The organism is Mesorhizobium sp. M2E.F.Ca.ET.209.01.1.1, from assembly GCF_004010375.2.
Lineage (GTDB): Bacteria > Pseudomonadota > Alphaproteobacteria > Rhizobiales > Rhizobiaceae > Mesorhizobium.
In genome coordinates this window covers 1-24,185 of the sequence record NZ_SADP02000012.1, presented here as the reverse complement: position 1 = coordinate 24,185, position 24,185 = coordinate 1, and the positions used below count along the sequence as shown (strand labels likewise).

Annotated in this window: 22 protein-coding genes, 1 tRNA gene and 1 pseudogene; 12 read left to right on the top strand and 12 right to left on the bottom strand. The window is 63.5% G+C overall.

Going from position 1 to position 24,185, the window contains the following annotated elements:
- Positions 1 to 19 precede the first annotated feature (19 nt).
- Positions 20 to 3,775 (bottom strand): PAS-domain containing protein, encoded by a 3,756-nt coding sequence (locus EN852_RS21400; protein ID WP_246694343.1) that lies wholly within the window; start codon positions 3,773 to 3,775, stop codon positions 20 to 22.
- 205 nt (positions 3,776 to 3,980) lie between these two features.
- On the opposite strand from EN852_RS21400, the gene EN852_RS21395 reads away from it, so the two are divergent.
- Positions 3,981 to 4,340: a hypothetical protein gene (locus tag EN852_RS21395; RefSeq protein ID WP_127865669.1), complete on the top strand. Its 360-nt coding sequence runs from the start codon at positions 3,981 to 3,983 to the stop codon at positions 4,338 to 4,340.
- 165 nt (positions 4,341 to 4,505) lie between these two features.
- Positions 4,506 to 4,739 carry a hypothetical protein gene (locus EN852_RS21390; protein ID WP_127876831.1) on the top strand — a complete coding sequence of 78 codons (234 nt, stop codon included), beginning with the start codon at positions 4,506 to 4,508 and terminating at the stop codon, positions 4,737 to 4,739.
- A 17-nt stretch (positions 4,740 to 4,756) separates the two neighbouring features.
- Here EN852_RS21390 and EN852_RS21385 read toward each other — a convergent pair whose 3' ends face one another.
- The 4 genes from EN852_RS21385 to EN852_RS21370 form a co-directional block, all read right to left on the bottom strand.
- Positions 4,757 to 5,101 (bottom strand): hypothetical protein, encoded by a 345-nt coding sequence (locus EN852_RS21385; RefSeq protein WP_245489385.1) that lies wholly within the window; start codon positions 5,099 to 5,101, stop codon positions 4,757 to 4,759.
- 275 nt (positions 5,102 to 5,376) lie between these two features.
- Positions 5,377 to 6,237 (bottom strand): glutathione S-transferase family protein, encoded by an 861-nt coding sequence (locus EN852_RS21380; RefSeq protein WP_127876829.1) that lies wholly within the window; start codon positions 6,235 to 6,237, stop codon positions 5,377 to 5,379.
- Between the two features lie 23 nt (positions 6,238 to 6,260).
- Positions 6,261 to 6,842 (bottom strand): VOC family protein, encoded by a 582-nt coding sequence (locus EN852_RS21375; protein WP_127258366.1) that lies wholly within the window; start codon positions 6,840 to 6,842, stop codon positions 6,261 to 6,263.
- A gap of 245 nt (positions 6,843 to 7,087) precedes the next feature.
- Positions 7,088 to 8,629: a winged helix-turn-helix domain-containing protein gene (locus EN852_RS21370; RefSeq protein WP_127876827.1), complete on the bottom strand. Its 1,542-nt coding sequence runs from the start codon at positions 8,627 to 8,629 to the stop codon at positions 7,088 to 7,090.
- Between the two features lie 575 nt (positions 8,630 to 9,204).
- Between EN852_RS21370 and EN852_RS21365 the strand changes: the two genes are divergently transcribed.
- Complete coding sequence (locus EN852_RS21365) at positions 9,205 to 9,450, top strand: hypothetical protein (protein WP_127876825.1); 246 nt, start codon at positions 9,205 to 9,207, stop codon at positions 9,448 to 9,450.
- Positions 9,451 to 9,493: 43 nt separating this feature from the next.
- Here EN852_RS21365 and EN852_RS21360 read toward each other — a convergent pair.
- From EN852_RS21360 to EN852_RS21350, 3 genes are all read right to left on the bottom strand, one after another.
- Positions 9,494 to 9,568, bottom strand: a tRNA-Glu gene (locus EN852_RS21360).
- An 85-nt stretch (positions 9,569 to 9,653) separates the two neighbouring features.
- Positions 9,654 to 10,067 carry a VOC family protein gene (locus EN852_RS21355; protein ID WP_127876823.1) on the bottom strand — a complete coding sequence of 138 codons (414 nt, stop codon included), beginning with the start codon at positions 10,065 to 10,067 and terminating at the stop codon, positions 9,654 to 9,656.
- A gap of 11 nt (positions 10,068 to 10,078) precedes the next feature.
- Positions 10,079 to 10,462, bottom strand: a complete 384-nt coding sequence (locus EN852_RS21350; RefSeq protein WP_127865662.1) for a fimbrial protein — start codon at positions 10,460 to 10,462, stop codon at positions 10,079 to 10,081.
- A gap of 26 nt (positions 10,463 to 10,488) precedes the next feature.
- Between EN852_RS21350 and EN852_RS21345 the strand changes: the two genes are divergently transcribed.
- Both EN852_RS21345 and rpoH read left to right on the top strand, forming a co-directional pair.
- Positions 10,489 to 11,553: an RluA family pseudouridine synthase gene (locus EN852_RS21345; RefSeq protein WP_127876821.1), complete on the top strand. Its 1,065-nt coding sequence runs from the start codon at positions 10,489 to 10,491 to the stop codon at positions 11,551 to 11,553.
- Between the two features lie 217 nt (positions 11,554 to 11,770).
- The gene (rpoH, locus tag EN852_RS21340) at positions 11,771 to 12,682 is read left to right on the top strand and encodes an RNA polymerase sigma factor RpoH (protein ID WP_127865660.1); all 912 of its coding nucleotides are present in this window, start codon (positions 11,771 to 11,773) and stop codon (positions 12,680 to 12,682) included.
- Positions 12,683 to 12,955: 273 nt separating this feature from the next.
- On the opposite strand, the gene EN852_RS21335 is transcribed toward rpoH, so the two are convergent.
- The 3 genes from EN852_RS21335 to EN852_RS21325 form a co-directional block, all read right to left on the bottom strand.
- On the bottom strand, positions 12,956 to 13,615 hold the full coding sequence (locus EN852_RS21335; protein ID WP_127865659.1) for a peroxiredoxin: 660 nt from the start codon (positions 13,613 to 13,615) through the stop codon (positions 12,956 to 12,958).
- A 185-nt stretch (positions 13,616 to 13,800) separates the two neighbouring features.
- Positions 13,801 to 14,166, bottom strand: coding sequence for a cell division protein ZapA (locus EN852_RS21330; protein ID WP_127865658.1), 366 nt, complete (start codon positions 14,164 to 14,166; stop codon positions 13,801 to 13,803).
- A 4-nt stretch (positions 14,167 to 14,170) separates the two neighbouring features.
- Positions 14,171 to 14,443 (bottom strand): DUF4164 domain-containing protein, encoded by a 273-nt coding sequence (locus tag EN852_RS21325; protein WP_023763725.1) that lies wholly within the window; start codon positions 14,441 to 14,443, stop codon positions 14,171 to 14,173.
- 274 nt (positions 14,444 to 14,717) lie between these two features.
- Between EN852_RS21325 and tkt the strand changes: the two genes are divergently transcribed.
- From tkt to EN852_RS21290, 7 genes and pseudogenes are all read left to right on the top strand, one after another.
- Positions 14,718 to 16,706: a transketolase gene (gene tkt, locus EN852_RS21320; protein WP_127876819.1), complete on the top strand. Its 1,989-nt coding sequence runs from the start codon at positions 14,718 to 14,720 to the stop codon at positions 16,704 to 16,706.
- Positions 16,707 to 16,859: 153 nt separating this feature from the next.
- On the top strand, positions 16,860 to 17,870 hold the full coding sequence (gap, locus tag EN852_RS21315) for a type I glyceraldehyde-3-phosphate dehydrogenase (protein WP_127876817.1): 1,011 nt from the start codon (positions 16,860 to 16,862) through the stop codon (positions 17,868 to 17,870).
- A 255-nt stretch (positions 17,871 to 18,125) separates the two neighbouring features.
- Positions 18,126 to 20,015, top strand: coding sequence for a potassium/proton antiporter (locus EN852_RS21310; RefSeq protein WP_246694342.1), 1,890 nt, complete (start codon positions 18,126 to 18,128; stop codon positions 20,013 to 20,015).
- A gap of 165 nt (positions 20,016 to 20,180) precedes the next feature.
- A complete protein-coding gene (locus tag EN852_RS21305) occupies positions 20,181 to 21,377 on the top strand; it encodes a phosphoglycerate kinase (protein WP_127876815.1) in 1,197 nt (398 codons plus the stop codon).
- Between the two features lie 138 nt (positions 21,378 to 21,515).
- The gene (locus tag EN852_RS21300) at positions 21,516 to 22,541 is read left to right on the top strand and encodes a class I fructose-bisphosphate aldolase (protein WP_127876813.1); all 1,026 of its coding nucleotides are present in this window, start codon (positions 21,516 to 21,518) and stop codon (positions 22,539 to 22,541) included.
- A 139-nt stretch (positions 22,542 to 22,680) separates the two neighbouring features.
- Positions 22,681 to 23,421: a thioredoxin family protein gene (locus EN852_RS21295; RefSeq protein ID WP_127865653.1), complete on the top strand. Its 741-nt coding sequence runs from the start codon at positions 22,681 to 22,683 to the stop codon at positions 23,419 to 23,421.
- 35 nt (positions 23,422 to 23,456) lie between these two features.
- Positions 23,457 to 23,640: pseudogene (locus EN852_RS21290) on the top strand (SGNH/GDSL hydrolase family protein); the annotation flags it as partial.
- Positions 23,641 to 23,895: 255 nt separating this feature from the next.
- Here EN852_RS21290 and EN852_RS21285 read toward each other — a convergent pair.
- On the bottom strand, positions 23,896 to 24,185 hold a 290-nt coding region (locus EN852_RS21285; protein WP_135879549.1), incomplete at its 5' end, for a transposase.

Below are 24,185 nucleotides of genomic sequence, written 5' to 3'. Positions count from 1 at the left end.
CCTGCCGGCCAAATTCGCTCTAACCCGCGTTGCGCCGGGTCTCGATGTCCGAACCCAGCCAGCGCTCGAGCTTCTCCAGCAGCGCCCGCGGGCTGATCGGCTTCGGCAGGTAATCGTCCATGCCGGCCTCGAGGCAGCGTTCGCGATCGCCCTTCAGCGCATGCGCCGTGACGCCCACGATCGGCACATGCGTGCCCGTGTCCTGCTCGAGCTTGCGAATGGCGCCTGTCGCCTCCAGCCCGTTCATTTCCGGCATCGACACGTCCATCAGGATCATGCGCGGATTGAGCTTGCCGAAACCGTCGAGCGCCTTGCGGCCGTTGCCGACGATCTCGAAGCGGTATCCGGTCTCGCCCAGGATCTGGGTGAACACCATCTGGTTCACCTCATTGTCCTCGGCGACGAGGATGTCGAGTTCGCGCTCGGCTTCGGTCGGGCGTGGGCGCGCACGCACGGGCGGTGGCTGCAGCATGGCGCGGTCCGACGCCGCCGTCTGCGCCGGCGCCGCTTGCGGCGGGCCGCCGCCAACGGCGGGTTGCACCACGGCGCTGCTGTGACGATGGCGCTGGATGGTCGCGACCAGCGTTTCCAGGAGGACGGAGGAGCGCGCCGGCTTGATCAACTGCGCATCGATGCCGAGGTCGCGATAGGCCGTATTGGCGAGCGATTGGTCGACCGAGGTCAGCATGATGATGGGCGTGTGCGCCAGACCCGCCGTGTTGCGCACGATGCGCGCCATCTCGGCGCCGGTCATGCCAGGCATCTGGTAGTCGAGCACGATGCAATCGACCGGCACGCCATAGGCCGCGGCGGCAATCAGCACCTTCAACCCTTCGGCGCCGCTTTCGGCCGCGCAGGCATCGAACGTCCACGATGCCATCTGCTCGCTCAGGATCGAGCGGTTGACGCCATTGTCGTCGACGATGAGCACGCGCGCGCCGGTGACGTCGACCGGCGTGATGCGCTGCGCGCCCTGCTCGGCCCTGGGCAGCGTGACGGTGAACCAGAAGGTCGAACCCTTGCCCTCCGCGCTGTCGACGCCGATCTCGCCGCCCATCATCTCCACCAGCCGCGAGGTGATGGCGAGGCCGAGGCCGGTGCCTTCATGCCGCCTGGTCGAGGAGGTGTCGACCTGGCTGAATTTTTCGAACACCAGCTTCAGCTTGTCCTCGGGAATGCCGATGCCGGTATCTGTCACGGAAATGGTGAGCTTCGTTCCCGCCGGAACCCGCTCGCCCGTCACGTCGACCAGGACGTGGCCCTCATCGGTGAATTTCACGGCATTGCCGAGCAGGTTGGTGACGATCTGCCGGATGCGGCCGACATCGCCGACAAACTCGCCGTCGAGCCCCGGCTGGACGCGGACGATGAGCTCGAGGTCCTTCTCCTTGGCGCGCGTCGAGACCAGCGTCGCCACATCCTCGATCGCCTCGGCGAGGTTGAAGGGCGCCGGGTCGAGCACCAGCTGGCCGGCGTCGATCTTGGAGAAATCGAGGATGTCGTTGATGATGGTGAGCAGCGCGTTGCCGGATTTGACGATGATGTCGGTGAACGTCTTCTGCTTCGGATCGAGGTCCGACTTTGCCAGCAGTTCCGCCATTCCAAGGACCCCGTTCATCGGCGTGCGGATCTCGTGGCTCATATTGGCGAGGAATTCCGACTTGGCCCGGTCGGCGAGCACGGCACGTTGCCGCGCTTCGCTGAGCTCAGCCTCGCGCTGCTTGAGCTCGGTGATGTCGGTGGTGGAGCCGATGAGATAGAGCGAGCCGTCCGAGGCGATCATCGCGCCCTTGCGCGCGAACTGATGGCGCACGCTGCCGTCGGGCAGCGTCACCGTCTCTTCGATCTCCTGCGTCTCTCCGGTGCGCAGCACGGCAAGGTCGCCGGCGACGAAGGCTTCGCCATCCGCTCCGAATATCTCGACGTCGGTCCTGCCGATCGCCTCTTCCCTGCTGAAGCCGGTGAGATCGCACCAGCCCTGGTTGACGTAGAATTGCCTGAGGTCCGAGCGTTTGGCGTAGATCGACACCGGCACATTGTCGATGAGGCTGCGGAACACCTCGTTCTCGCTCATGCTTTGCCGAAGCGCCTGCTCGCGCGCCTTGACCTCGGTGATGTCGGTACTGGAGCCAACCAGATGCACCGAGCCGTCGGTCGCCACCAGCCGGCTCTTGCGCGTCATCAGCTGCCGCACCGTGCCGTCACGATGGGTGACAGCCTCCTCGATCTCGCGTCCCGCGCCGGTCGCCACGACTTCGGTATCGTCATTGCTGAAGCCGTCGGCTTCTTCCGACGCGAAAAGCTCACGATCCGTCTTGCCGAGCACCTCGTCCTTGGCGAGTCCGGTCAGCGCGCACCAGGCCTTGTTGACGAATTCCATGCTGAGATCGTCGGCCTTGATGAAGGCCGCCACCGGCAGCTCGTCCATCACGTGCCGGTAGAGGTCGATCTGGCGCATGGAGTCGCGCAGCGCCTTCTCGCGGACTTTGATGTCGGTGATATCGACGCGCACGCCGATGAACGTCCCGTCATCGGTGCGCATGTCATAGACCTGGTACCAGCGCCCGTCGGCGTTGAGGCGCTCGTAGGCGGAATTTGGCAAACGGTACCGCTTGAGCATGGCGTCAAGCCAGCGCTCGGTGTCGACGCCGTACAGACTGTCGATCTGGGTGTCGCCGCTCGAGCGGAAATAGCCGACCGAATGACCGAGAACCAATGCTTCGCGAAACGTGCAGCCCGGCTGCCAGGCCGGCTTCAGCGCCGGCAGCGTGTCCTGCAGCTTGCGGTTGGCGAAGACGAAGCGGTCGTCGCGGTCGTAGATGATGACGCCGGCCGGCAGCGATTCCAGAACGGTGGCGAGGTTCCTGCGCGCGTCCTCGGCCTCGGTCTCGCGCTGCTTCATGTCGGTGATGTCGACATAGGAGATCAGCCGCTTGCCGCCTGGAAGCGGCGCCAGCGAGGCGATCAGCGTGCGGCCGTCGCTGCGCGGCAACTGTCTGGAGCCTGCGGCGCCGGCCCGGATTTCGGCTTCCCGCTCGGCCACATGGCTTTGCCAGTTCCGCTCCTCGCCGCCGAACGGATCGGCGGCACGAGTGGCTTCCATGAGGTCGCGAAAAGAGATGCCGGCCGGAGCGCGCAGCGGATCGACCTTCCAGAAGTCGTAGAAGGCCCGGTTGATCACCTCGACCCGCATTTCGGCATCGACAACGATGACGCCGATCGGCATCGAATTTACCATCAGGCTGAGATTGCTGAACGTCTCGGCCGTCCTGGCATTGGCTCTTTCGATCTCGGCGTCTCGGCGCTTGACCTCGGTGACGTCATAGTAGGTCAACAGGCGCTTGCCGCCGGACAACGCCGTCACCGAGAATATCATCGTGCGGCCGTCGGCATGGACGAACTCGCGCGGCGCGACGGAACCGGCACGAATTTCCGCGATTCGGCTGGCCAGGTAGCGCTGCCACTCCTGTTCTTCGATCTCGCCATAGATGCCGTTGCGGCGATTGAGATCCATCAGGCGGCTGAACGGCGCACCGACAGTCACCGCCCCCTCGGGGATCTTGGACAACTCCCGGTAGGCTTTATTGATGATCAGCGTATCGAGCCGGGCGTCCAGAAGCACGACGCCCATACGCATGGCGTCCATCGTGCGTTCGAGATCGGCAAGATGCTGCTCGCCGCCTTCGCCCACGGGCGTGTCGTCGTCATGCCCAACCGTTGCGCCGAGGGGGTTGCGCATGCCGCCCGTCCCACTCGTCTTGTCCACGTCCGCCATGCTGTTGCCACCCCCAGCCGAACGCCCCTTCGCGGTTCGTCGGCGGAATGTGCCCGACAAGCATTAACGATCCGCTAACCATAACGATTGCAACCGCCTGTCTTTCGATGCCGTTGAGAGAACCAGGATCGTGGCGCCGGTTGCGGTAATCCGCCTGTTGGCGATTGGGGCAACGACACATTATAAAGCGGCTGAGGTGTTGCTAATGTTCAGTCGAATCGCCGCTTTCGTCCTGTGCCCGGCGCTGCTTGCAGCGGGCGCCTGCACGCGAAGCGACGACGGCACGGTGATCGTTCCAAGCCGGATGGATGTCAGGCGTGTCTGGGACGAGGCGCCGCCCGGAACGGCCGTCTCGCGGCAGATCGTGTCGAATGTGTTTCCCCCGCCGCCGAGCGCGCCGGCAAGCCTGCCGGCGAGCCCGACCGTCCGGCGCCATTCCAGACCCGCTTCGGCGAAGCCGTCCTTCGGCCAGGATCTGCCCGACCCGGCAGCCGGCGAGCAGAGCCCCCTCACCTGCAGGAATGTCGGGGAAGACGGCAAGCGCTATCGCGTCATCTGCGAATAACGTTCCTTCATTCCGTGGACCCAGTGCCGGCCGGACAGCGCCGAACAACCGCCGGCGTAAGAAACCGAGCCGCCGTCGCGATCACGGATTGCTGATGAAACCTTCGACCGGTGGTGGACGTTTTCTGGCACTGATGCGATCCGCGCTGCACCCAGGAGACTGAAGATGTCGATTCACTTCACTGTCTCTGGCCTGACCAGGAACCTGATCCATTCGCTTGGGTTGGATCATGAGCCGGCGCCGAGGCCCCTTACTCCGGAACAGAAGCTTCTGCTGGATTGTTACCTGGCCGGGCAGATTCCGGACTCGGCCTGGAGCGACTATGTCTTCGAGATGCCGGAGTTGGAAAAACATGCCCAACTCAGGCGTGCCAGGTCAGGCGTGCACGGCCTGACCTGAAACGGTGAGCCTGCCGCTCATTTCTTCGGCGAGTTGAACTGCAGCGTGAAGACGTTGCCGGGAATGCCTTGCGCCAGCGCCGGCGAAAGGCTGAGCGGCAGGCAATCATTCAGCGCCTTTATCGCCGCATCGACATAGGCCTTGCGCGCCTTGTCGTCGCCGGCGACATGGATGGCGGTTGTTTTAGGCGGCCCGATCAGCGTGCCGTCGCGCTTGAAGCTGAAGCTGAGCGTGACCGAGGAATTGTCCGAATTGGCCGGCGGCGTCCAGCAGGCGAGCAGGGCGGCGCCGACCTCGTTCATGCCGTTGAGCGGTGCGGTGGCGCCCGCTGGAAAGGGCACAACCGACAGCGCGCCCGCCATCATCAGAAATCTTGCCGTGTTCATCGCAGGTCCTCGTCGCCGTCGCTCTGCCCTGACGGCATCGTACGATCCATGACGAGGATGACAATAGGCTTTCAGTCCACCCGTCGATGGTGCAATCATACTGTCATGATTTCGGCGATGTCCGCAAAAAAGCAAAAGGCCGGCACGGAGCCGACCTTTCCCTTGCCTCGCCATCGCGCCAGTACATCCGTGGTCGCTGCGAGGACTGAGATCAGTAGACAGGCCTTGGGTAAACGAAACCTTAACCGCCGCTAGGCTCTCGCCTGCGATTTCACATGCGCGATGTAGCCGCGCACGTCGCCGGCCGGTTCCGCATAGGCCTTGCCGAGCTTCTTCTCCAGCGCCGCCATGTACTCCTGCGCCCATTTGGGCAGTGGGTAGTCGACGACCGCCAGGAATTCGAGCGTTGCCCCCAGCCTTATATCGGCGATCGACGGGTGGTTGCCGCCGATGAACGGTTTGCCGTTGCGGAAGAATGAGTGAAACACCTCGAGCGGCTCGGCGATCGCGGCCATCGCCGCCTTCTGCGCTTCCGATTTCTTGTCGGGATGGGCGTCGCTGTGGCCGACCTCGCCGGCATATTGCGGGAAGCCGAGCGCCGGATAGGTGGCGCGCGCGACATAAGGATAAAGCGTGCCGATCAGATAGAACATGGCGCTGTCGATCATCGCCCGCTTGGCTGGCGCCTTCGGATAGAACTTCTCCAGCCCGTGCTTGTTGGCAAGATACTGCATGATGGCGCAGCTTTCCCACAGCACGCCGCGCGGCAGACCCTTGTCCTCGATCATCGGCGTCAGATGCGCCGGATTGCGCGCCAGGAACTCAGGCGAGCGCGTATGGCCCCAGGCATCGGTCTCGGCGGGATCGAGGCCGGCCGCGCGCGCGAACACCCTGACCGTCATGTTGTTGACGCTCGGCCTCAGCATGCTGAGTTTTATGCCGGGCTTCTTGGCCGGTTTGGCCTTGGCTTTAGGTGCGGCCTTTGCCGTCACTTTAGGTGCGGCTTTAGTTGTCGCCTTAGGCGCGGCTTTTGCCGTCGCAGCCTTCGCCGTCGGCTTTGCCGCGGCCTTGGCCGTGGGTTTCTTCACGCTCTTCGCTGCAGCCTTTGCCATCTGTTCCTCCCCTTATGGCTTGCTCAATATGGATTCTTGGCCGTCCGCTCATCCGACAGGGTTTCGCGCGACCGCTCGACCAGCGCTTGAATGGCGTCGGCCAGATGGAGTTCGGCGATATTGTAATCACCGCGCGCCACGCGGATCTTGTGCGCCTCCATCAGCACGTCTGCATGGGTGAAGCCGGCCGGCGGCTCGAAACGGTAGGAAGCAAGCTCGATCAGCAGCCCCAGTGGATCCTCGAAATAGATCGAATCCATGAAACCGCGGTCCTTGACGCCGCTGTGCTTGATGCCGCGCTCGTCGAGCCGCGCTACCGCCTGCAGGAAGGTGACCCGCGACACCGCGAAGGCGATGTGATGGACGCAGCCGATATCGGTCGGCGTCCGCCGCTTGACCGGAGTCCGGCTCTCGTCGGTGAAGACCGTGATCAGCCGCCCGTCGCCAGGATCGAAATAGAGATGGCTCTCGCTAGCCTTGTCGAGATTGGGCTGCTCGAAGATGAAGGGCATGCCGAGCACCCCTTCCCAGAAGTCGATCGAGGTCTGGCGTCCGGCGCCGACCAGCGTGATGTGATGAACGCCTTGCGACTGCAGCTTCCGCATTGGTTCCTCCCCGCATTCCGCTCGCCTCTTCCGCCGGGCAAGTTCGAAACCGCATTCCCTGGCGCCTTCGGCCAGAGGAGCATGATGTAATGCTAATTCAATCCGCGATACCACGCCAGAAGGGACATGTGCCGCTAGATCTGAACCTGGACCGAAAGACCTTGTATGGCTGAGGGGGAATCGAACCCCTAGTTCCCGCCGTGGCAATTGCCCCTCGCGAGGCAACGCTCCTCGAAACGCGTACATTATTCTAGGCCGGCGGTCCGCAACCCCTCGATATAGGCGGCGCGATCCTGCTCCCGGATCATCGGGTAATATTTCTCCACCCAATGGACCGACAGCTTTGGATGGAGTCGCTTCACCTCTGAAAAGGCATGTGTCGCCTCATCGAGATCCCCTGCCATTCCTGCCGCGGCGGCCAGCGTACGCCACGCAGCGCCAAAATGTGGCCGAAGCTGCACTGCCCGGCGCTCGAAACTCGCTGCGTCGACATATCGTTGGGCAACGAAGTGACACATCCCGGTCACGGTCAAAATTCCCGGCTGCTGCGTGGAATCGCGCGGGCTAAGTCGCTCGGCGATCGCCAGATGATGCAGGCCGTCCTCAGGCATTCCACCAAAGCCGTAGGCGGCGCCCAGAATGACATGTGCGATGGCCAGGTTTGGATTGAGCGTGATCGCATCGGTTAGTGTGGTGATGGCAGCCTGCGTTCGGCGTGCCATCATGTGCACGTAACCGGCGGCGAAATGCGTCCAAGGATCGTCGGCATCATGCGCAATGGCTCGCTGAGCCATCTCATTCGCCTTCGGAAGAACCTCGGCCGGCTCCGCCAATCCGAGCAGCACCCGGGATGCCATCGTCCAGGCGAGCAGGCTATTGGCACGCGGGTAATCCGGGTCAGCGTCTACGGCCCTGCGTAGCAGTTGCTCGGCGACCGCGAGTTCGCTTTCTGAGCTCCAGCTCCATATGTGAGGCATCGCCTTCATTACGAAGCCCCAGGCGTCCAGGCTGGCGGGAGGCCGGCTGATGTAACGCTGATGCTCTGCCGCATAGAGTTTAGGTTCGACGGCACCGATGACGCTATCGGCGATCTGATCCTGTAGCGTGAAGAAATCAGCCAGTTGGACGTCGTAGCGCTCTGTCCATACTTGGCGCCCAGTGGAGGTGTCACTCGCCTCGGCGCTGATCCTGAGCCGCTGACCCGAGCGGCGAACACTGCCGCTCAGCACGTAGCGGACTCCGAGTTCACGCCCGACCTGTTTCACGTCGATGGCTTTGTTCCTGTAGCTGAAGGACGAGTTGCGGGCGCAGACGAAAAGCCACCTTAGCCGCGCCAGCCGCACGATGATATCTTCCGCCAGACCGTCAGCGAAATATTGCTGCTCGGCATCGTCGCTCAGGTTGACGAAAGGGAGCACGGCAATCGAAGGCTCAGGCTCCGCAGAATTTCGCGCGGCTGCTGCCTCGTCGAGCCTCTCGATCGCGCCGATGAAACGGTAACCAACCCGCGGAACGGTTGCGATCCATTCTGTTCCGTCTGCCGTGGAGCCGAGAAGGCGCCGCAGGGATGCGACCTGAACCGAGAGATTGCTTTCCTCGACTGCGGTCCCAGGCCAGGCGGCGTCCAGTAGTTCGGACTTGGTCAGGACCTCACCGGCGTTCCTTGCCATCGCCGACAGGAGCAGCAGCCCCCGGTAGCTGATCGCGACAGGCAGGCCCTGCCTCAGAAGCGTTCCCGCCTCGGGGTTGAGCACAAAAGGGCCAAATGCGAGCCGCTGCTCCGGCATTGCGAGACATTATGTGTTTTCGGGGATTTTCGGAACTGTTCGGCCGCGCTTCGATACGTTTTGTAGGCGGCTCGACATCTTGGCTCCAGCTCAGCCACAGGAGAGCGTGCAATGCCTGGGAGCCGGGAGTACCCGACGATAGCAACTGAAGCCCCAACTGTACGGCAGGCTCCAAGCCCTGCCGGTCGTGAGGAGGAGTTTCGAGCCGCGCTCGATCGCTACATGGCCTTCTACGCCGAACAGCAAAGACACCATACGGAGTCCGTCGAGCGGTCTGGCGAACGCGCAGGCTCGTGTCTGCCGATGCGGAAACGTGAAACGTCCTGCTGGGACCTTTCACCGGTGAAAATCATCGACAAGTTTCGCAGCAGTCCCATAGTGTATCCATTGGGAAAGTTGCTCTTAAAGCGCCTCTAGGCCGGCGGACGGCTCAGCAGTCTGGACCGACTCGGACATGCTTTGCATTGTCGCGATAGCTGTAGCTGGGGTAGGCTCCAATCGAGACCTGCGTTTTTAAGATGGCGCCTGTCCCACGGAACCCTCTGCCCGCAGTGACCGTTTAGCGGTTGATGGCATTGACTGATGACATCCAGATGGCGGAACGGCACGTTCTGCAAGCCGAGCGACACATAAAGTGCCAGCGCGCGCGCATCGCCGCGCTGAAGCATCGTCGGTTGCCGCGGGGCAAGGCGGCCACCTTCCTGCAATTGCTTGAAGACGCGCAATCGATGCACCTCCAGCATCTGTCGAGGTTGTTGGAGCAAGCATCACGCGAAAGAACCGCAGCCGAATCAGCCGCCGTCTCCCTTGCTGCGGAATGACCAGCCCTGCGGAATTCTCTTCGAAAGTCGGTTTTTGGAAGCTTGGTACGCCCAAGGGGAATCGAACCCCTGTTCCCGCCGTGAGAGGGCGGTGTCCTGACCGCTAGACGATGGGCGCGCTCAAGAACCGGCTACATAGGCTGGCCGCTTGGAAAAAGCAACTGGGGTTTCGGGCTGTCCGCAGACTTTGCGAAATGCCCCGGTCAGCCTTGCCGTTTCGGCTCGATCAGGTCCCAGAGATTGCCGTAGAGATCGGCAAACACCGCCACCGTGCCATAGGCCTCGAAGCGCGGCGCCTCGCGGAACTCGACGCCCCTGGCGAGCATCGCCTGATGGTCGCGGGCAAAATCGTCGGTCTCGAGGAAGAGAAAAACCCGGCCGCCGGTCTGATTGCCGATGCGGCTGGCCTGCTCCTCGTCGGCTGCCTCCGCCAGCAGCAGCCGCGCGCCTTGGCCTTTCGCCGGCGCGACGGTGACCCAGCGCTTGCCGCCGCCGAGGTCGACATCGTCGATGAGCACGAAGCCGAGCCGCTCGACATACCAGGAGATCGCCTCGTCGTAACTGTCGACGACGAGGGCCACGGTCGCGACGCTGCGGCGTTCGGCAAAGCCGCTCATTTGTTGCGGGCTCATTTGTTTCGGATTGGGAATTGGCCGATCACGCGGCGCTCGGCGATGTCGTAGACGAAGATCGACCGGCTGCCATCGGCAAGCTCGGCATCGATCGACAGGCGGTTGCCGGAGAGCGACTGGCTGATCACCTTGGCGCCCACGGGAAGCACGATGTCGCCCGAGAGCGACGCGCCGACCGGAACCTGGACATCGCCGACGGGCGCTGATCCGGCAACAGGCGCGTTGCGCGCTTTGTAGACAAGCGCGCCGATCACCACCATAAGGGCGAGAAACAGAAGGCCGAGATTGACGATCATGAAGCGAACGAGCTTGCGGCGCACATTCTCGGCCGCAGGGTCGAGCGGCTTTTCCTCATCTTCTTCGGCGATCGGCCGGGCCATGGCTAAACAATCCGCAACGGGTTTCGATGAGCGCTCATAACGAAGAGACCCCGATATTGATAGAGGACGAATTGGCCGACGAGGAATCCGGCGAAGCCGTCGCGCTGGAAGCCGGCCCCGACGCCGCCGGCCAGCGCCTCGACCAGTGGCTTGCCGCCCAGCTCGGCCCGGATCTCTCGCGCAGCCGCGTACAGGCGCTGATCAAACAAGGCGCGGTCTCTATCGACGGCAAGCCGGTGCTGGAAGCCAAGCGCAAGCTGACGGCCGGCGAGCGCATCGAAATCCTGGTCCCCGCACCCGAACCGGCCGCGCCGCAAGGCGAGGACATTCCCCTCGACATCCTCTACGAGGACGACGAGCTGGTCGTCATCAACAAGCCGGCGGGACTGGTCGTCCATCCCGGCGCGGGCAACTGGACCGGTACGCTGGTCAACGCGCTGATCCATCATTGCGGCGAGACCCTGTCCGGCATCGGGGGCGTTAGGCGGCCGGGTATCGTCCACCGGCTGGACAAGGAAACCAGCGGCGTCATGGTCGTGGCCAAGACCGACCGCGCCCACAAGGCCCTGTCGGAGGCCTTTGCCGACCATGGCCGCACCGGCGATCTCGAACGCGCCTATCTGGCGCTGGTCTGGGGCATTCCGCAGCGGCCGACCGGCACGATCGACGCCCATCTCGGCCGCGCCGCCGACCGTGTGCGCCGCGCGGTCGTTCCCGAGGGCCGCGACGACGCCCGTCATGCCGTCACCCATTTCAGCGTCGTCGAGCGCTTCGGCGTGGAACAGCAGGCCTTTGCCACCGCAAGCCTGGTCGAATGCCGGCTCGAAACCGGCCGCACCCACCAGATCCGCGTCCACATGGCCCATATCGGCCATCCGGTTGTCGGCGATCCGGACTACGGCCAGGCCTTCCGCACCAAGGCCAAGCGGCTGCCCGAACCCTTGAAAACCAAGGTCAAAGCCTTTCCCCGGCAGGCCCTGCACGCCTGGCTCCTTGAATTCCGGCACCCGACCACCCATTTAACGATGAGGTTCGAAGCGCCGATGCCCGGAGACATGGAGGAACTCGTCGGCGACTTCCGGAGACTTTGAATTCCACCCGCCACGAACAAGCTGCAAACCAGCCATCAAAAAACCTGACCGGCGTTGTTCACTTCAACGTGACAGACTGTTTAGCGTTGAACAAATGCCTGTCTTTTCTGGTTTTGTTCCTATATACACAGGTTGTCGCGGATGAGCCTTTGGCATCCGTGACGAATGCCCGCCGCGTTTCGGGGGCATCCACTCCAAAGAGAGAGGGGGCGCTATCATGGCCCAATCGTTACCCAGTATTGTTTCCGGTGAAGGCGGTCTCGCCCGTTACCTGGAAGAAATCCGCCGCTTTCCGATGCTTCAGCCGCAGGAAGAGTACATGCTCGCGAAACGCTACGCCGAGCATCAGGACACCACGGCTGCGCACAAGCTCGTCACCAGCCATTTGCGGCTCGTCGCCAAGATCGCCATGGGCTATCGCGGCTACGGCCTGCCGATCGGCGAGGTGATTTCGGAAGGCAATGTCGGCCTCATGCAGGCCGTGAAGAAATTCGAACCGGAGCGTGGTTTCCGGCTCGCCACCTATGCCATGTGGTGGATCAAGGCCTCGATCCAGGAATACATCCTGCGTTCGTGGAGCCTGGTCAAGATGGGCACCACCGCCAATCAGAAGCGTCTGTTCTTCAACCTGCGCAAGGTGAAGGGCAAGATCCAGGCGCTTGACGAAGGCGACCTGAAGCCCGACCAGATCGCCGAGATCGCCACCCGCCTCAACGTTTCCGAGGCCGAAGTGGTGTCGATGAACCGCCGCCTGTCGGGCGACGCCTCGCTCAACGCTCCGATCCGGGCAAGCGAAGGCGAGTCCGGCGAATGGCAGGACTGGCTGGTCGACGACCACGAAAGCCAGGAAGAGATGCTGATCGAGCAGGACGAGCTGGAAAACCGGCGCTCCATGCTGTCGGGCGCTCTGTCGGTCCTCAACGATCGCGAGCGGCGCATCTTCGAGGCGCGCCGCCTCGCCGAAGAGCCGCTGACGCTGGAAGAGCTCTCGGCCGAGTTCGACATCAGCCGCGAGCGCGTGCGCCAGATCGAGGTGCGCGCCTTCGAGAAGGTGCAGGACGCGGTCAAGGCCGCCGCCAAGCGCCAGATGCAGGCGCTGCGCACCATCGAAGCGCAGCCGGCGGCTTAATAAGCTCGAAGCATTACGCAAAAGACAAAACGGCGGCGCCACGATCTGGCGCCGCCGTTTTTTTATTGGCGAAGGCGGCGAACCAGCCCTTTCTCCCCGTCACTATACGGGGAGAAATGCCCGGCAGGGCAATGAGGGGCAGCGCCGAGCTGCGAGGTTGATTGCTGAACACAAATCTCCGAGCAGCTTGGCGCTCATCCATCGACCGCCGCGCCGCCCCTCATCCGCCCTTCGGGCACCTTCTCCCCGTTGAACGGGGAGAAGGAAAAAAGCTCACGCCGTCGGCTGCTTGGTCTTCCTGAGGTAAGGAAGAACGGTCTCATACGCCCCAAAGCGCTTGATCGCATCCTCGTTGGAGACGGCGGCGGTGATGATCACGTCCTCGCCCTGCTTCCAGTTGGCCGGCGTCGCCACCTGGTGCTTGGCGGTCAGCTGGATGGAATCGATGACGCGCAGGATCTCGTCGAAGTTGCGCCCAGTGGTCATCGGATAGGTCAGCACCAGCTTGATCTTCTTGTCCGGGCCGATGACATAGACCGACCGCACGGTGGCGTTGTCGGCCGGCGTGCGGCCTTCCGAGCTTTCGCCGGCGCCGGCCGGCAGCATTTCATAGAGCTTGGCGACGTGAAGGTCTTTGTCGCCGATCAGCGGATAGTGCACCGTATGGCCGGTAGCGGTCTTGATGTCGGCCTGCCACTTGTCGTGGCTCGACACCGGATCGACCGAGATGCCGATGATCTTGACGTTGCGCTTTTTGAACTCGCCCTCGAGACCGGCCATGGTGCCGAGCTCGGTGGTGCAGACCGGCGTGAAGTTCTTTGGATGGCTGAACAGCACCGCCCAGCCGTCACCGATCCAGTCATGGAACTTGATGGTGCCCTGCGTGGTCTCGGCGGTGAAATCCGGCGCGACATCGTTGATACGAAGACTCATGACGCTCTCCCAACCCTTTTTTGTGAAGCAATGGCCGGCATGGACCGGCGCGGGTGCTAAGCTAGCACCATCGCGGTAACGGTCCAACGTCGGGAGCCGCAATCGAGAACGTCACCGCGCGAAATTTTTCCGCGACCGCCGGTAATCCGCGACAGTTATTCTGCTTGCGGAGATAGGGGAGCCGCTCAGGCCTTCTTCACCGCGAGCGTCAGCGCGAGATCTTCCATGCGCTGCGCAAGCGCGCCAAGCGCGGTTGTCAGCACGCTGTCGCTCTTGTCGGCCTTGGTCAGCGCCTCGTCGCGCGTCTTGCGCAGGGTCAGCACCTCGCTTTCCATGCCCTTGACGCGCTTGGTGAGCTCCGAGAGTTCGTCCATCACCATGATGCCGGCCATGACGGTGAGCCGCTGGTCGCCGATCTCGCCGAAGGAATCCTTCAGATGCGAGACATAGCGGTCGAAGCGCTCGGCGAGGTCGATCAAGTGCTCTTCCTGGCCCTCGTCGCAGGCCATGCGATACTGCTTGCCATCGATGGAAACCGTGACCTGTGCCATTGCCTTACCTGTCCAGCACCGCGCGAATGGTTTCCATGGCGGTCACCAGCCGTCGCGACACTTCCTTGTTGGCGTCTTCGAGGCGCTCGGCGCGCGCCTCGGAATTGTCGAGCTCCTGCGCCAGGCGCGAACGGTCGGCGTTCATGCGCTGCACCTCCGCCTCGGCTTCCGAATAGTCACGCTCATGCTCGAGCTTCGCCGCCACGGCGTTTTCCAGCCCTTCCATGGCCTTGCCCAGCCTGGCGATGACTTCCTTGAGGGTCGTTTCCCCGGTCATGGCCTTCGTCCTATGCCCTGCCCATCACCGAATCGCACGCATTCAGAACGCGTTACCTCGGAAAGATTAGGCGCCGGGTGAAGGGCGCGTCAACAAAGCTCTCGCGACTGTCCCCCGCTATCGCTAATGTAAGCCGCCCGACCCACAAAAAGACGCCATCACAAGCCCGGCAAAATCCGTCCCGATTTGTTGACTAAAAGGCCGCGCCTGCTATGTGTCGCGGCATCCTTTTCCAAGGGTTCTCCCTAGGCTCCAACCCACTTCCGGAGGAAGCATGACCTCGCGTGAACAACATGATCGGATGGCCAACGCGATCCGTTTCCTTTCCATGGACGCCGTCGAGAAGGCGAATTCCGGTCACCCCGGCCTGCCAATGGGCTGCGCCGATATCGCCACCGTGCTGTTCAGCCGTTTCCTGAAATTCGACGCCAAGGCCCCGCACTGGGCCGACCGCGACCGCTTCATCCTGTCGGCCGGCCATGGCTCGATGCTGCTCTACTCGCTGCTGTACCTCACCGGCTACGAGGACATGACGATCGACCAGATCAAGAGTTTCCGCCAGCTCGGCTCCAAGACCGCCGGCCATCCCGAATACGGTCATGCCGCCGGCATCGAGACCACAACCGGTCCGCTCGGCCAGGGCCTTGCCAATTCGGTCGGCTTCGCGCTCGGCGAGCGCATCATGAACGCCGCCTTCGGCAATGACCTTGTCAACCACTACACCTATGTGCTGGCCGGCGACGGCTGCCTGATGGAAGGCGTCTCCCAGGAAGCCATCGCGCTGGCCGGACATCTGAAGCTCAACAAGCTGATCGTCTTCTGGGACAACAACAACATCTCGATCGACGGCCCGGTTTCGCTGGCCGACAACACCGACCAGGTCGCCCGCTTCCAGGCCTCGGGCTGGAACGCTAGCCATATCGACGGCACCGATCCGGAAGCGATCGCCTATGCCATCGAGGCGGCGCGCCATTCCGACAAGCCGACGATGATCGCCTGCAAGACCACCATCGGCTTCGGCGCCCCGACCAAGGCCGGCACCAACAAGGCGCATGGCTCGCCGCTTGGCGCCGAGGAAATCGCCGGCGCGCGCAAATTCTTCAACTGGGAGTCGCCGCCCTTCGAGATTCCCGCCGACATCCTCGACGCCTGGCGCACCGTCGGCTCCGGCGGCGCCAAGGCGCGCGCCGACTGGGAAGGCCGCCTGGCCAAGGCCGAGCCGAAGCTCAAGGCCGAGTTCGAACGTCGCATCGCCGGCAAGCTGCCTTCCAATTTCGACGCCGTCATCGCCGACTACAAGCAGAAGCTGTCGGCCGACAAGCCGAAAGTCGCCACCCGCAAATCCTCCGAGATGGCGCTCGAAGTCATCAACGGCGCGGTTCCCGAAACCATCGGCGGCTCGGCCGACCTCACCGGCTCCAACAACACCAAGACCAGCCAGACCAAGAACATCACGCCCGACGACTACGGCCAGCGCTATGTGCACTACGGCATCCGTGAGCACGGCATGGCGGCGGCCATCAATGGTCTCACGCTGCATGGCGGTCTGATCGCCTATGGCGGCACCTTCCTGTGCTTCTCCGACTATGCCCGCCCGTCGATGCGCCTGGCCTCGCTGATGGGCATCCGCTCGATCTTCGTCATGACGCATGACTCCATCGGCCTCGGCGAGGACGGCCCGACTCACCAGCCGGTCGAGCACATGGCGGCGCTGCGCGCCATTCCGAACCACAACTTCTTCCGCCCGGCTGATGCGGTGGAAACCGCCGAATGCTGGCAGATCGCGCTCGAATCCGAAAAGACGCCGTCGACCCTGGCGCTGACCCGCCAGAACCTGCCGACGGTGCGCACCGAGCATTCGCAGAAGAACCTCTCCAGCCAGGGCGCCTACGAGCTGGCCGCGGCAAACGGCGAGGCGGTGGTGACGATCTTCGCCACCGGCTCCGAGGTCGAGATCGCGCTCGGCGCGCGCGAGCTGCTCGAAAAGCACGGCCATCCGACCCGCGTCGTCTCGGTGCCCTGCTTCGAGCTGTTCGACCAGCAGAGCGACGATTACCGCAAGAAGACCATCGGCAACGCCAAGGTGAAGGTTGCGATCGAGGCCGGCATCCGCCAGGGCTGGGATCACCTGATCGGCACCGACGGCATTTTCATCGGCATGCACGGTTTTGGCGCCTCCGGCTCGATCGAGCAGCTCTATCCGCATTTCGGCATCACCGCCGAGGCCGCGGCGAAGGCGGTCGAGACTCGTCTGCACGGCTGACCGGCTGCGTCAATTCGCGGGGCCGCAAATATGCGCTCCGCGATGCTGGACCAACCTAATCGATTTAAGTTCGACCTTCTGCGGCTGGATTCTTTGGCCCATCGCCGCTATGAAGCAGCGGACCCAATCGCCCCAGTCCCTAGGGAGAAAACAATGACCGTCAGAGTTGCCATCAACGGATTTGGCCGTATCGGCCGCAACATCCTGCGCGCCATCCATGAATCCGGCCGCAAGGACATCGACGTAGTCGCCGTCAATGATCTCGGCCCGGTCGAGACCAACGCGCATCTGCTGCGCTATGACAGCGTGCATGGCCGCTTCCCGCACGAGGTGACCGTCGACGGCGACCAGATCTCGGTCGGCAAGGAGAAGTTCAAGGTCACGGCGATCAAGGATCCGAGCCAGCTGCCGTGGAAGGAACTCGGCGTCGACATCGCGCTTGAATGCACCGGTATCTTCACCGCCCGCGACAAGGCCGCCGCGCATCTGACCGCCGGCGCCAAGCGCGTCCTCGTCTCGGCACCGGCCGAAGGCGCCGACCTCACCGTCGTCTACGGCATCAACCACGACAAGCTGACCAAGGACCACGTCGTCATCTCGAACGCCTCCTGCACCACCAACTGCCTGGCGCCGCTGGCGGCCGTGCTGCATGAGACCGTCGGCATCGAGAAGGGCATGATGACGACGATCCACTCCTACACCGGCGACCAGCCGACGCTGGACACCATGCACAAGGACCTCTACCGCGCCCGCGCGGCAGCGCTGTCGCAGATCCCGACCTCGACGGGTGCCGCCAAGGCGATCGGCCTGGTCCTGCCCGATCTCAAGGGCAAGCTCGACGGCATCTCGATCCGCGTGCCGACCCCGAACGTCTCGGTCGTCGACCTCAAGTTCATCGCCAAGCGTTCGACCTCCGCGCAGGAGATCAACGAAGCGCTGATCGCCGCCTCGAAGGGCAAGCTGAAGGGCATCCTTTCGGTCACCCACCACCCGAACGTCTCGATCGACTTCAACCACGATCCGCATTCCTCGATCGCGGCGCTCGACCAGACCAAGGTCATGGACGGCAACTTCGTTTCGGTGCTGTCCTGGTACGACAATGAGTGGGGTTTCTCGAACCGCATGGGCGACACCGCCGTCGCCTTCGGCAAGACCATCGCCTGATCCAAGGTTCATTCGGCAATTTGACGCCCGGCTTCGGCCGGGCGTTTTCGTTTAAGACCTGGCGGAACACAAGTCACGTCGTCATTCCAGGGCGGAGCAGGGAGCGAAGCCCGTGGATGACGACAGGAAAGCGGCTCCTCCATTTCCCGATGCCAGCAGAATCCAAAAAACCACGCCGTTGCCTTGCACTGGTCATGTCTTCGCCCCACTCTCCCTTAAACCGACAAATGAGAGGGACTTGGGGGGCACTGGCTGATGGAGCATGCGATCTATCTTGTGACGCTGGTCGGCACCGCGCTCATTGTCGCCGCCGCGTTTTCGAGCCTGATCGCCTTCCGCTTCGGCGCTCCTTTGCTGCTGCTCTTCCTCTGCATTGGACTTGCCACCGGCGTCGACGGGCTTGGCATTGAATTCGACAATGCCCGGCTGGCTTATTTTGCCGGCTCACTGGCTCTTGCGATCATCCTGTTCGATTCCGGTTTCGGCACCCCGCTCAACGCGCTCAGGCAAGCGGCCGGACCCGCTCTGTCGCTGGCCACGATCGGCGTGATCCTGACCACCGGCATCTTTGCCGCCGCCGCGTCCTATGTTCTCAAACTCGATTGGCTGGAGTCCTCGCTGCTTGGCGCCGCCGTCGCCTCCACCGACGCGGCCGCCGTGTTCTTCCTGCTGCGCGCTGGCGAGATCCATCTGCGCGAACGCGTGCGTTCGACGCTCGAAGTGGAATCCGGCACCAACGACCCGATCGCCATCTTCCTCACCATCACCCTTGTCGAGATCATCGCCGCGCACGCCAACCCGGAAGCCAATGTGCTGGCCACCAGCCTTTTGCTCGGCTTCCTCGTGAATATGGGGCTCGGCGCCGTCATCGGCGTGCTCGGCGGCTTCGGCATCGTGCGGCTGGTCGAGCGTCTCAACCTCGACCATGGCCTGCTGCCGATCTTCGTGCTGACGCTGTCGCTGATGGTGTTCGCGGCGGCCGGCGCGATCGGCGGTTCGGGCTTCCTCGCCGTCTACCTAGCCGGGCTGATCGCCGGCAATTCCGATATCCGCGCCGTCACCATCCTGAAGCGCTTCCAGGACGGCATGTCATGGCTGGCGCAGATCATCATGTTCCTGATCCTCGGCCTGTTCGCCACGCCCTCGCAGTTCCCGGCGATCCTGGTGCCGGCGATCCTGCTCGGCCTGTTCCTGATCTTCGTGGCGCGGCCGGTCGCCGTCTGGCTGTGCCTGATCCCGTTCCGCCTGCCGCGGCCCGAGGTCGCCTTCGTCTCCTGGGTCGGCCTGCGCGGCGCGGTCTCGATCCTGCTTGCCATCACGCCGCTGCTTGGCGGCCTCGAGCATGGCCGCCTGATCTTCAACGCCGCCTTCATCATCGTGCTTGTCTCGCTGGTGGTTCAAGGCTGGACCGTCGGCCCGCTGGCGCGCCGCCTCGGCCTGATCGTGCCGGCCCGTCTCGGGCCGCTGGACAAGGTGGAGCTCGAACTGCCTGGCTCGGCCCATCACGAGCTGCTCGCCTATCGCGTGGCGCCCGGCAGTCCGGTGGCGCGCGGCGAGCGCATTCCCCGCTGGGCCAGGCCCTCGCTGGTGCTGCGCGACGGCCGCTCGATGCGCTTCCAGGACATGGGCCGGCTCACCGCCGGCGATCAGGTTTATATCTTCGTGCCGGACCGTTATCCGCGCCTGCTCGACAAGCTTTTCGCCAGCCGTGCCATCGTCGATCCCGAGGATGCCGATTTTTTCGGCGCCTTCGCCCTCGATCCGGCCCGCCCGGCGGCCGAACTGGAAGCTGCCTATGGACCTGGCCTGACCGAGGCCGAGCAGAAACTCACCGTCGCAGCGCTGGTTTCGGAGCGGCTCGGCGGCCGTCCCGAATATGCCGACCGCGTCGTGATCGGTCCGATCGAGCTGATCGTGCGCGATGTCGACGAAAAGGGCAGGATCACCGGACTTGGCCTCTCCTTCGAGCCAACCGCGCCGGTGGCGCGCGTGCCGGTGTTCATGAGCGCCGGTGAGATCGGCGACCGCATAGCCGCCCTGATCCGCAACTGGCGCAGGCCGGTGGAAAAGCAACCGGTCGAGGACGTGCCGATCGACCCCGTGGCGCCGGCACCGGGCGAGCAAAAGGCTATCGGCGAAGGCTGATGTCTCACGGCGACATCATTTTTGCGCGCGCGCCGTCGACGCGACCCTTGCATCGTCCTTCGCGCCGGGTAAGGTCGCCCGCGTTTTCGCTAAAGCAATTCCAGGAAAAGTGTGGGCGGTTTTCCGTCCGGAATTGCGTCAAGGCACCAGGAAGGAACGACGACCATGGCCAGCTTCAAGACACTCGATGATATCGGCGCCGTCAGCGGCAAGCGCGTGCTGGTGCGCGTCGACCTCAACGTTCCCGTCGCCGACGGCAAGGTGACCGACGCAACCCGCATCGAGCGCATCGCGCCGACCATCGCCGAGCTCTCGAAAAAGGGCGCCAAGGTGATCCTGCTTGCGCATTTCGGCCGTCCCAAGGACGGCCCCTCTGCCGAGTTCTCGCTGGAGCCGATCGCCAGGGCCACGGCTGAAGTTCTCGGGCGCCCGGTCGGCTTCGCCGCCGACTGCGTCGGCGACAAGGCCGCCGAAGCGGTTGCCGCCATGAAGGACGGCGACGTCCTGCTGTTCGAAAACACCCGGTTCTACAGGGCCGAGGAGAAGAACGAGCCCGCCTTCACCGAAAAACTCGCCGCCAATGGCGACATCTATGTCAACGACGCCTTTTCCGCCGCGCATCGGGCGCATGCCTCGACCGAAGGCTTGGCGCGTCATCTGCCGGCCTATGCCGGCCGCACCATGCAGGCGGAGCTCGACGCGCTGGAGAAGGGCCTCGGCAATCCGGTTCGGCCGGTGGTGGCCATCGTTGGCGGCGCCAAGGTCTCGACCAAGATCGACCTGTTGATGAACCTGGTGAAGAAGGTCGACGCGCTGGTGATCGGCGGCGGCATGGCCAACACTTTTCTCGCCGCGCGCGGCACCGATGTCGGCAAGTCGCTTTGCGAGCATGACCTTGCCGGCACCGCCAAGCAGATCATGATCGAGGCGGCGGAAGCCGGCTGCGCCATCATCCTTCCCGCCGACGGCGTGGTCGCCAAGGAATTCAAGGCTGGTGCTGCGAGCGAGACCGTCGCCATCGAGGCCGTGCCGGCCGACGGCATGATCCTCGATGTCGGTGCAAAGACCGTGCAGAGCGTCAACGACTGGATCGACCGTGCCGCGACGCTGGTCTGGAACGGCCCGCTCGGCGCCTTCGAGATCGAGCCTTTCGATCGCGCAACGGTGGCGGCGGCAAAGCATGCCGCGGCCCGCACCAAGGCAGGCAAGCTGGTGTCGGTCGCCGGTGGCGGCGACACGGTGGCGGCGCTCAACCATGCCGGTGTCGCCGACGATTTCACCTATGTTTCGACCGCCGGCGGCGCCTTCCTCGAATGGATGGAAGGCAAGCCGCTGCCCGGCGTCGAGGTGCTGAAGCGGTAAGACCGGCAAGGGGCGACCAACTCTGGGCTGGCCGATTTCAGTCGCGAAAACTTTCAATCGATTCGTGCTTTTCGACGCCATTCCATTGGCGGTAGAGTTCCGCTAAGCGCGGAACCGACACCGTCAAGGAGAGCACCCATGAGCGAACGTCTCGAAGATATTGCCGCTGCCATCGTGGCCGGTGGTAAGGGCCTTTTGGCCGCCGATGAGAGCTCCGGCACCATCAAAAAGCGCTTCGACGTCATCGGCGTCGAATCGACCGCCGACAACCGGCGCGACTATCGCGAGATGATGTTCCGCTCGAAAGAGGCGATGACGAAGTACATCTCCGGCGTCATCCTCTATGACGAGACCATCCGCCAGAAGGCTGCCGACGGCACGCCGCTGGTCGATATCATCAAGGCGGCCGGCTCCATTCCAGGCATCAAGGTCGATGCAGGCGCCAAGCCTCTTGCCGGCTTTCCCGGCGACACCATCACCGAGGGCCTGGACGGGCTGCGTGAGCGGCTCGCCGACTACTACAAGCTCGGCGCCCGCTTCGCCAAATGGCGCGCGGTGATCGATATCGACACCGGCAGAGGCGTGCCATCGGCCAATTCGATCGCCTCGAACACCCATGCGCTGGCCCGCTATGCCGCGCTCTGCCAGGAGGCCGGCATCGTGCCGATCGTCGAGCCGGAAGTGCTGATGGACGGCGCGCATTCGATCGACACCTGCTACGACGTCTCCAAGGCAACGCTGATCAAGCTCTATGACGAGCTCTATGCCGCACGCGTCGTTCTGGAAGGCTCGATCCTGAAGCCGAACATGGTCATCTCCGGCAAGAAATCGGGCAAGACGGACAGCCCCGAGGAAATCGCCGAGAAGACGATAAAACTGTTCCGCGAAGTGGTGCCGGCGGCGGTGCCCGGCATTGCCTTCCTCTCCGGCGGCCAGGAGGACGAGGAGGCGACCGCCAACCTCAACGCCATCAACGCCATCGGCCCGCACCCCTGGAAACTGACCTTTTCCTACGGCCGGGCCCTGCAGGCCGCGCCGCAGAAGGCATGGAGCGGCAAGGCCTCGAACATCGCCGCCGGCCAGGCCGCCTTCACCCACCGCGCCCATATGAACCATCTGGCGGCGCTCGGGAAATGGCAGCCGGCGCTTGAAAAAGCCGCCTGACGTTTATCCATCTCGTTCATCGACAACCCGGGCCAGTGGCCCGGGTTTTGTTTTTTGCAGGCCGCACTCCTACCTGAGGCAGCGATGTCGGGTCGCGCCCATGTCGAACGTCCTTGGCAGGAGAGGACAGGAGATGGTCATGCAACGCAATGCCGTGGTTTCACGCGAGGACTGGTTCGAAGCGCACCGAAAGCATCTTGAACGCGAGAAGGAACTGACAAAGTTCCGCGACCTTATTGCCGCCGAGCGGCGGCAGCTGCCCTGGTTCAAGCTGCGCAAGGATTATGTCTTCGAGAGCGAAGCGGGGCCGAAACGCCTTGGCGACCTGTTCGCCGGTAAGAGCCAGCTCATCGTCTATCATTTCATGATGACGCCGGGTTGCGATCATCGTTGTCACGGCTGCTCGTTCCTCGCCGACCATATCGACGGCGCCAACCAGCATCTGAAACATCATGACGTATCGCTGGTCGTTGTTGCACGCGCGCCGCTGGCCGAGATCCTGCCCTACAAGCAGCGCATGGGCTGGAAGTTCGACTGGGTGTCGTCCTACGCGTCGGATTTCAACTTCGACCTGCAGGTCTCCTTCACCGACATGCAGATCGCGGCGGGCGACACCACCTACAATTTCGAGAAGCGACCGTTGCGCTCGAAAGACCTGCCCGGCACCAGCATCTTCTACCGCCACGGCAATGGCGACATCTTCCTCACCTTCCTGTCGCGGGCCCGCGGTGGGGACGCGCTGATCGGCGCCTATCACTATCTCGACATGACGCCGAAGGGCCGCGGCGAGACAGGCCCCTATCACAACCTGATGGACTGGGTGCGCCTCCACGACGAATACCAGGACAGGGACGAGGACCGGCCGGACTGCTGCGCGTGATCGTCTCGTTCACCTCGACTGAAACATGCGCTAACACGGAAATAAACCGCATGGGCGTGCGGCTCCGCAACGAACGCGGCGCCGTGCCCGCCTCGCGCCTGCCGATCACCAACCCGAAAGCCGGCTTCGCCTCTGACGGCATCCACGCTTCCGAAGCAGGCTATCGCCTGGGCGGAGCATCTGCTGGATTTCGTGCTGGACCGCGCTGAGGTACGTTGAGATTGAGGTCAGGGCGAGCCGAGAATTGCGGGTTCCGCAGACTTGTCGTGCAAGGCCATCAACGTCTGTTGGGTGGTCAGCGCAAACGCTGGCGATGAGCTGAAGGCTCCTGAACCTCGTCATTCCAGGGCGGAGCAAGGAGCGAAGCGACGCGCGCAGACCCTGGAATCCATGCCGTTGCCTGGACCGAAGTGTGCAACGGTGCAGAATTCTGGATCGCCGCGGCGCTTCCAAGTCTCGGCATGGCAACTGTGTTCACGCGAATGCGGTTTTGTCGCGAATGATGGCGTTGAGGACGACCAGGAGCTTCCTTGCGACGGCGATGATGGCCAGTTTCTTGGACCCCGAGCGGGCAGCAAGCGCTGTGTAGAATGTCTTGAAGCGCTCACAGGTTCTGATGGCGGTGAGGGCTGCCATGTAGAGGGCGCGGCGCACGCGTGATCGCCCGCCCTGGATCTGGCTCCTGCGGTTGAGCTTGCCGCTCTTGTTGTCGAACGGGGCAAGGCCGACGAGCGCGGCGATCGCCTTGGGTGAGCGCTGGCCGA